General features: G+C 40.5%; 10 protein-coding genes. 6 read left to right on the forward strand and 4 right to left on the reverse strand.

Annotated features, from left to right (window positions below):
* Positions 1-122: 122 nt before the first annotated feature.
* Together V7K76_RS00725 and V7K76_RS00730 are read right to left on the reverse strand one after the other, a co-directional pair.
* Positions 123-1,100, reverse strand: coding sequence for a sucrase ferredoxin (locus V7K76_RS00725; protein WP_334775485.1), 978 nt, complete (start codon positions 1,098-1,100; stop codon positions 123-125).
* 759 nt (positions 1,101-1,859) lie between these two features.
* Positions 1,860-2,147 carry a hypothetical protein gene (locus tag V7K76_RS00730; RefSeq protein WP_334951112.1) on the reverse strand — a complete coding sequence of 96 codons (288 nt, stop codon included), beginning with the start codon at positions 2,145-2,147 and terminating at the stop codon, positions 1,860-1,862.
* A gap of 66 nt (positions 2,148-2,213) precedes the next feature.
* On the opposite strand from V7K76_RS00730, the gene V7K76_RS00735 reads away from it, so the two are divergent.
* From V7K76_RS00735 to V7K76_RS00760, 6 genes are all read left to right on the forward strand, one after another.
* Positions 2,214-2,828, forward strand: coding sequence for a Uma2 family endonuclease (locus V7K76_RS00735; RefSeq protein ID WP_334775487.1), 615 nt, complete (start codon positions 2,214-2,216; stop codon positions 2,826-2,828).
* 80 nt (positions 2,829-2,908) lie between these two features.
* Entirely contained in the window at positions 2,909-3,082 is a 174-nt protein-coding gene (locus tag V7K76_RS00740) for a DUF6888 family protein (RefSeq protein WP_334775488.1), read from the forward strand.
* Positions 3,083-3,090: 8 nt separating this feature from the next.
* Positions 3,091-3,255, forward strand: coding sequence for a DUF6887 family protein (locus V7K76_RS00745; RefSeq protein WP_334775494.1), 165 nt, complete (start codon positions 3,091-3,093; stop codon positions 3,253-3,255).
* A 194-nt stretch (positions 3,256-3,449) separates the two neighbouring features.
* Positions 3,450-4,421 carry an ROK family protein gene (locus tag V7K76_RS00750; protein WP_334775489.1) on the forward strand — a complete coding sequence of 324 codons (972 nt, stop codon included), beginning with the start codon at positions 3,450-3,452 and terminating at the stop codon, positions 4,419-4,421.
* A gap of 17 nt (positions 4,422-4,438) precedes the next feature.
* Entirely contained in the window at positions 4,439-5,080 is a 642-nt protein-coding gene (locus V7K76_RS00755) for an HAD family hydrolase (RefSeq protein ID WP_334775490.1), read from the forward strand.
* A 57-nt stretch (positions 5,081-5,137) separates the two neighbouring features.
* Positions 5,138-5,932: a hypothetical protein gene (locus V7K76_RS00760; RefSeq protein ID WP_334775491.1), complete on the forward strand. Its 795-nt coding sequence runs from the start codon at positions 5,138-5,140 to the stop codon at positions 5,930-5,932.
* A gap of 72 nt (positions 5,933-6,004) precedes the next feature.
* Here the strand turns inward: V7K76_RS00760 and V7K76_RS00765 are convergent, their stop codons facing one another.
* The gene (locus V7K76_RS00765; RefSeq protein WP_334775492.1) at positions 6,005-6,592 is read right to left on the reverse strand and encodes a Uma2 family endonuclease; all 588 of its coding nucleotides are present in this window, start codon (positions 6,590-6,592) and stop codon (positions 6,005-6,007) included.
* A 52-nt stretch (positions 6,593-6,644) separates the two neighbouring features.
* Positions 6,645-7,754 (reverse strand): glutamate 5-kinase, encoded by a 1,110-nt coding sequence (gene proB, locus V7K76_RS00770; RefSeq protein ID WP_334951107.1) that lies wholly within the window; start codon positions 7,752-7,754, stop codon positions 6,645-6,647.
* Positions 7,755-8,067: the final 313 nt, after the last annotated feature.

An 8,067-nucleotide genomic window follows, 5' to 3' on the forward strand; every position in this document is an offset into this window, starting at 1 on the left:
AACGCAAAGATTTTATATCTAAATATAGTATTTAATTAATTCGTAGCGAACTAAACTTAGCAATCCTCTGCGATCCTCTGCGCTTCCCTTTGCGTCCCTCTGCGTTTAAAAACTCCCAACTTCTATGTACTATAACTCATCACCTTACTAGAGCTAATCCAAAGACTACCGACAGCATATTTAGTAACTACTAACTCTCTTGTAGCATTACATGAACTCTTTAATTGTTGAGTCTTGGTTTCATCTCTCACAAGTTTAGCCTGGTAAGTGTAGAGAGAACCACAAGGTTGTTCAAAACTTAGTTCAGCTAGGATAGTATTATTGTCTAAACTTTGCTCTAAAATTTTGCCCGCAACTTTGTAGTTAAACCAATCCCATCCTTTAGAGAGAATTAGTTCTCTTTCCAAAACCTGAAGTGCAGCAGGCAGAATTCCCCAGCCTCGATAGACTTGATGTAAGCATTGAATATCACCAGTCCGAGTCAAAATCGATCTAAATGAATCTTGATCTAGACGACCGTAGTATCTTCCTTCTGGTAAGTCTATGACTGTTGGTGCAAACCGATGTCCACCAAAGTGCGATGATTTCCAAATTCGCACATTATCTAAGCACAAATCAGCATTTTTTGCTGTTACATGGAAGTAAAAAGGAGCGCCATATCTCGCACAACACTTATCATGGCTACCGTGGGTACAAATTAAAATATCTCTAGTTGTACTAGTTTCTACTTCCAAATTAGAATCGATACCCCATATCCATTTTTGGACAACTCCTGCTACTTGCTCAATATTTGCTAGCTTAAACTCTTGTTTATGGTATCCATTACTTAACCCCTCTTCTTTTTGATAAATCAAAAGCGTAGTATGGTTTACTTTGTGTGATACATCATTAGCAATTAAGAGGAATCTAATCGGTAGTTTAGCACGCTTCACTTCTTCTACCAAAATCCTCAAATTCTGAGGCACCCATTTGGAATTAAAGGGTTCTGATGTCCAAGGTAAAGGACACTCAACTAAAATATAAGTTTGATAATTAGTGGCACTACCAATAACATCTTCTCCTACTTGACGTGAATCATCAGAACAAAAAAAAGTATTCATCTCGCTGTACTCATTAGCGTATTTTATGGACAAAAGGTATTACAAAATACAATTGTGTTCTTAGCTACAAATCCTTGGCTAAAGGAGATAAAAAGAACAATATTCATTTCCCAGTTAAAACTAGGTAGCCACTTTATAACATCATTATTGTTCGAGGTGTTTCCGGTTAATAAATTCTCCACAATAGAGATAAACAGTGTCAAGAGATATTTTTCCGTATGAGTGGCGTTAATTTTGTATCTAGTTTTATTGTTATCTGGTATTCCATAAATTTTCACTTGCGGAAACTCGGCTTTTCTGAATGTTACCGACGATTAACTTGCTTGCAATATCGGTGTAGCTGATACTACAATCAAAAATATTTCTAGCAACAATCTAATTGTTTAAAGTTTTACTGAAATTATCTACATAGCTACTTATAGATCCTGTTTTTATACATAAAAATATAATTCTCTGCCGCTCTCGTGGGAGACATATTTCTAAAGGTAGATGCGAAAACACTTAATAAACAGCGATCGCTCTGGTAAGCCATACTGTTTTAAGACTTCTTCCACACTATCGATCGATCTATATTGCAAGTAATTATCAATAAGATAAGAAAAATAAAAACATTAAATCAGGGGCAAATGCTTTACAGCCCCGTACTTGATGTGCGATAAGTTAATAATGAAAAGTAGTGACTAATTGTTATCAGCGTCACTAAAATCAACATTAACAAATTTGGTATTTAGCATTTTACCTAATCTAACTTCCTGAAGCTTATGTCAGGGTTTGATGATAGGCATCTGCTTTGACTGTAACTGAAGTCAATAAGAAATGCAAGTATTTAAGAATCTTTATGACTTCTTTACAGTTTGTTGCCTCTAGGATGTTGCTTAAATCACGGTGAACAGGCGTTGCATCGTGGAGATAGCTTACTAGAACAAGTATTGATAGTTTCAATTTAATAGAGAAACTTGGCAATTGTGACAAATTGTTGCTAGTAAAGGCACACTCACTAATCCAAATATCTAGCTGTGGCGATCGCATATTTCTACTTCCATGCAAAACTGAATTATTTCAACGGAAATCATGAATATTTTGATAAAGTAAAACAGATGTGGAGGTAAGATTATGACCCAAGCCTTGCCCAAATTATTCACCTTCAATGAATTTAGCGAATGGTATCCCAACGATGGTAAACGCTATGAATTGCACAAGGGAGTAATTTTTGAAATGCCGCCCCCAACCGGATCGCATGAAAAAGTTGTTGGGTTTTTGTCGCAGAAATTAACCGTGGAGTTTGATCGTCTTAATTTACCATACGGAATTCCCAAAACCGCATTAGTCAAAACTCCTACTGCCGAATCCGCTTATTTGCCTGATGTTTTACTGCTAAATCTTAATAATCTCGACAATGAACCGCTTTTTCAAAAACAGTCAACAGTAAGCCAAGCAGCATCGGTTCCAATAGTTATTGAAGTTGTTTCAACTAACTGGCGAGATGATTATTACAATAAATTTAGTGATTATGAAGAAATGGGCATTCCTGAATATTGGATTGCTGATTATGCTGCATTGAGTGCAAGAAAGTTGATTGGCAATCCTAAGCAACCCACTATTTTTGTCTGCGAATTAGTTGATGGTGAATATCAAATGACACCGTTTCAAGGCAACACTGCGATTTCATCACCTACCTTTCCTCAATTAAGTTTAACCGCGCAACATATTTTTGATGCAGCTAACTAACGCATATCCTGCCATAATTTATTATTAATCTGTACTAAATCTCTTTTCAGCGCCCATTAAGAGCTTTATTTAATATTTCCATGCCTACAAATGAACAGCTAAAAGCCTTTTTCATCAAATGCGTTACAGTTAGGAACTTGCTTCAAAGCATAGAGCTTGTCCGCTACGATGAACGCACCAACAGAATAGTGATGCTGGTTGGACAAACAATTCAAGTAGAAATACTTAGTAATGGGGAGACAATAACAGGATGACCGAGTACATGAGTTTGAATGAATCTGAACTGAGGAAATATGTAATCGCACATCCACAGGATGAAGAGGCATTTCAGCATTTCCTTAACATCATGCGAGCAAAACCAGGACGAGTAATTACAGCAACAAATGAACAATTTGAGGCTGAGATCAGGAAAAGGCTGGCTTCTTGAAAAAATTTACCATTGAAGTGATTCTTAAGGGCGATCGCGGCTTGGTAGTGACAAGTGCGATCGCTTGGCATTGGACGCAGCGATCCAACTGAAAGCTAACCTTATAATCTGACAAAAGCACTTTCGTATAGCAATCCATTATTGATCGAGTGCCAGAAAATGTGCGATCGCATTTATTGGAAAGGTTCAAAACCATGACATTAATTTTAGCTCTCGATTTTGGCGGAACTAAGCTAGCAGCAGCATTGGTAAATCTTGGTTCGAGAAAGTGGTTGCGTTATGAACGTCGTCTCTCGCCAGTGAATGCAGATGCTAGCACTGACTTGGAAATAATGCGATCGCTAATTTACTCTTTGCTGGAAGATGCAAAACCTACTGCGATCGGTGTCAGCTTTGGTGGCCCGGTTGATGCTTCCACGGGGATGGTGCGACTATCTCATCATGTCGCTGGATGGGAAAATATTCCTCTCAAAGCCTTGTTGGAGGAGGAGTTTGGCGTTTCTGTTGGTGTAGACAATGATGCCAATATCGCTGCTTTGGGTGAACACCGTTTTGGTGCGGGACAGGGATACGATAGCCTGTTTTATATTACTGTCAGCACTGGCGTGGGTGGTGGTTGGATACTCGACGGTAAGCCTTGGCGGGGTGCTGGTGGGATGGCTGGCGAAATTGGACATATTGTTGTAGATCCTGCTGGGCCAGTTTGTTTGTGTGGTAAGCGGGGATGTGTGGAACGTTTGGCGTCTGGGCCTTATATGGCGCAAAATGTTAGGGAAATTTTGGAGAACGAACCGCAGAGGCGCGGAGGACTCAGAGATGGAGAGGTTTTGAGGGGTTTGGTGGGGGATGATTTAACTTTGCTGACGGGGCAGTTGGTAAGTGAGGCGGCGGCGGCTGGGGATGATTTGGCTAAGGAAGTTTTGCATAAGGCTGCTTGGGCGCTGGGTGTGGGTATTGGCAATGTGGCGAATCTGATGAATCCGCAGCGCTTTGTTTTGGGGGGCGGTGTGACGAAGGCGGGGGAGAATTTTTGGCGGGTGGTGCGTCAGGTGGCGCGGGAGACGGCTTTGCCGGAGGTTGATTTTGAAATTGTGCCGGCGGTGCTGGGGGATGATGCACCATTGTGGGGCGGTGTGGCGATCGCTTCTATGACAATAAATGAGTGAGGTGTGGAGTTCTCTAAGTGCAAACAGAATTAGTTATTTTTGACTGTGATGGAGTATTAGTAGACAGCGAAGGATTAGGCAATCGCGTTCTTGTGGAATTTATCGCTGAGTTTGGGCTGGCAATGAAACTTGAAGAAGCTATTTTGTTATTTAAGGGTTGCAAAATGGCTGATTGTGTTGCTGTCATTGAGCAAAGACTTGGGAAAAAGATGCCGCCAGATTTTGTAACTCAGCTTCGTACCCGCACTGCTGAAGCATTCGAGCGTGAATTACATCCTGTAGAAGGAATAGAAGCAGCTTTAGACAAGATTAATCTACCCATTTGCGTTGCTTCCAGTGGCCCACCCGAAAAAATTAAGTTAGCTTTGCGTGTAACTAACCTGTTGCCTCGATTTGAAGGACGTATCTTTAGCTCATATCAAGTTGGAAGTTGGAAGCCAGCACCCGACTTATTCTTACATACGGCTAAAAGTATGGGGTTTCAAGCTGCATCCTGTACGGTTGTAGAAGATAGCGTTTTGGGTGTACGCGCAGGTGTTGCTGCTGGTATGAGAGTTTTAGGTTACACCGAGCAAAGTGAGGCTCATCTACTTGAGGCATCTGGAGCGTATGTCTTTTACTCAATGTATCAACTACCTTCTTTGTTGTTACATCATTAGCCAATAGGGTGGAATATCACTTAAGGTATTTTTTACAAGTTCATCATTTGGTGAATTATGACATTTAACACATTTACGCTTCTGACATTGAGAGTAGTTACACTCAGCCTACTCATTTTAGATATATCTAGTGTATTTAGCCGAGCGGCTCAACAGCCATTAGAAAGTTTTGTTGAAGGCAAGATCAAATTTACCAGTAGTGACGCCATATCATCTTCAGTAGAAAAACGCCCTAACCATAGCGAGAAGATTGATGTTAATCCATTAGCGATCGCAGCAAAACACATCTTGAACACGATGCGGGAGACGCACTACACCCACAAAACCTTCGTTGATAAAATCAATGGAGTTTACGATATGGATTGTTCTGGATTTGTAGGTTATGTGTTGAATCAGATTGTACCTCAATATCTAGCGCTGATTCCCAAGGAACCGAAACAGCCCAGACCCCGCGCCTTTAAATACTACGAATACTTCCATCAATTACAACAACACTCTACTCCGATACGGGAATGGAAGGCAATCAACCGACTCATGGATGCAATGCCTGGTGACATTATCGCCTGGGCAATGGAACCGATTACTGAACACGCGGATACAGGACACGTCATGTTTGTGGCAGCAAAACCTGTGATGAACTCTAATGGCACGGTTAGCGTAAAGGTTTATGATTCAAGTGCTATTCGCCACAATGATGACACGCGCTCACCGGATAGTACTGGAATAGGTTGCGGTACAATTGTGTTTCGAGTCGATACTAATGGCGCTCCTGTGGCGTTTCAGTTCAACACTAGGGCAAAATTTCATCAATTGCCGATTGCTATTGGCAGGGGCAAAATATATGAACGTTAACAAATTTTTCCCCATTTTTTGCTCTAGAAATCACAACACTAATATCCCATCTTATTGCGTTTAAACCTACTATTACTGTTGAATATTTTGACGAAACTCTCTAATCGCTTCCAAGGGAGATGATAACAAAATACAACGATTGAGCAGGGATAAATCTAATTCTGCTAATAGCTGACTTTTAACAACTTTCTCATATTCTTGTTCTCGTAAGCAGTAGACTTCAATTGTGCCATCTTCCCAAAACCAAACTTCTGGGACTCCCATTAATTTGTACTTCTGTAATTTTATGGGACTACCGCTAGTAATCACTACTTCAACACAGAGGTCTGGTACAGGTTTGTCGTTTCCAAAGCAATAAGATAAATCAGCTTGATATTCTACTATCTCAGGAATAATCTGGCTAAAACTCCCACTGGGGAAAAATTCAATGCCTTTGACTTCAAAATAAGTAATTAATAGTCCAGCAATTAAACACTTAATCACCTCATGAGGCTTACCAATAGTCACAATTTCTAAGACTCCCTGACAATAAAACAGCCGCACTCCTGGTATATTTTCAAAGCTGGCTTGAATCGCTTTAAACTGTTCCCAACTTAACCCATGTCGAAAGAAGCGTTGTTCTTCTGGTAAGTTAACAGCATTTTCTAACGTTTGAGTCATAATATTTTTTACTCTCTCAGTTAGTATTTACAAAATTTATCTTATTTCTATCTTAAGTCAAAACCAAATTATCTCGGTGAATCACGGTTTCTGCACCGGCATAACCTAAAATTGTAGAAATTTCTCGTGAATGACTGCCGCGAATCTTTTGCAGTTCATTGCTGTTGTAATTCACAAGTCCTCTGGCAATTTCGTTACCGTTGCTGTCACACAATTGCACTGCTTCTTGTGTGTCAAATTCTCCTTCTACTACTTTAATTCCAGCAGCTAATAAGGATTTTCCTGCTAGAGAAATTGCCGCGATCGCACCTTCATCTAAATACAATTTCCCCGCAGGTACAAGTCCGTAAGCTATCCAACGTTTACGCGCCGAAGTTGGTTCAGGTTGCGGTTCAAAATGCGTCCCAATCAGTTCACCTTGGATAATTTTTTCAATATTCCGGGGAAATCGCCCTTGGGTAATGACAGTCCGCACTCCCGCAGCGATCGCAATTCTCGCAGCCGAAATTTTTGTCGTCATCCCACCAGTACCCCACTGGGAACCTTGGGAACTTGTTTGTATCTGTAATTCTGTTAATTCTTTAATACTACTAACTAAAGCGATCGGCCGCGCATCAGGTACAGAACGGGGATCGGCTGAGTACAACCTATCGACATCGGTGAGTAAAAATAGCCAATCTGCTTCTACTAAGCTGGCAACCAATGCCGAAAGGGTGTCATTATCACCAAATTTTAGTTCGTCTATTGCGACGGTATCATTTTCATTGACGATGGGGATCACTCCCAGTCCCAGTAGTTCTTGAAAAGTATTGTAGGCGTTGAGATAGCGACTGCGTTGCACCAAGTCACTGCGAGTCAATAATACTTGAGCGATCGCTTGTTGTAAGGTAGTAAATAAATCATCGTATATCCGAATTAACCTGCCTTGTCCCACTGCTGCTACAGCCTGTTTCAGTGCGATCGCTTTGGGACGTTCAGTTAACCCCAAGCGCGCACAACCTACCCCCACAGCACCAGAGGAAACCAAAATTACCCGATGTCCTTGCCGTCTTAAATGGCAAAGTGTTTCCGCCAAGGTAGCGATGGTAGAAAGTGCTAATTGTCCTGTTTCTGGTTGAGTTAGGCTAGAAGTGCCGATTTTGACAACAATTGTTAATGACATCTTTCAATTTTAGATTTTAGATTTTAGATTTTAGATTTCAGATTAGACATCTTGCATAAGTTTTTTAGACCCCTACCCTAAAGCACGCGCCAGATAAACAGACTAAAACCAATGGAAACAAGCTTTTAGGCTTTAAATCTACCCACATTAGATTCAATCCAAAATCCAAAATCTAAAATCCAAAATTATAAAGCGCCAATCCCTCTATAGTGAAGGTTCCAGATAAACAGACTAAAACCAATGGAAACAAGCTTTTAGGCTTTAAATCTACCCACATTAGATTCAATCCAAAATCCAAAATCTAAAATCCAAA

The organism is Nostoc sp. (assembly GCF_036917975.1).
GTDB lineage: Bacteria > Cyanobacteriota > Cyanobacteriia > Cyanobacteriales > Nostocaceae > Nostoc.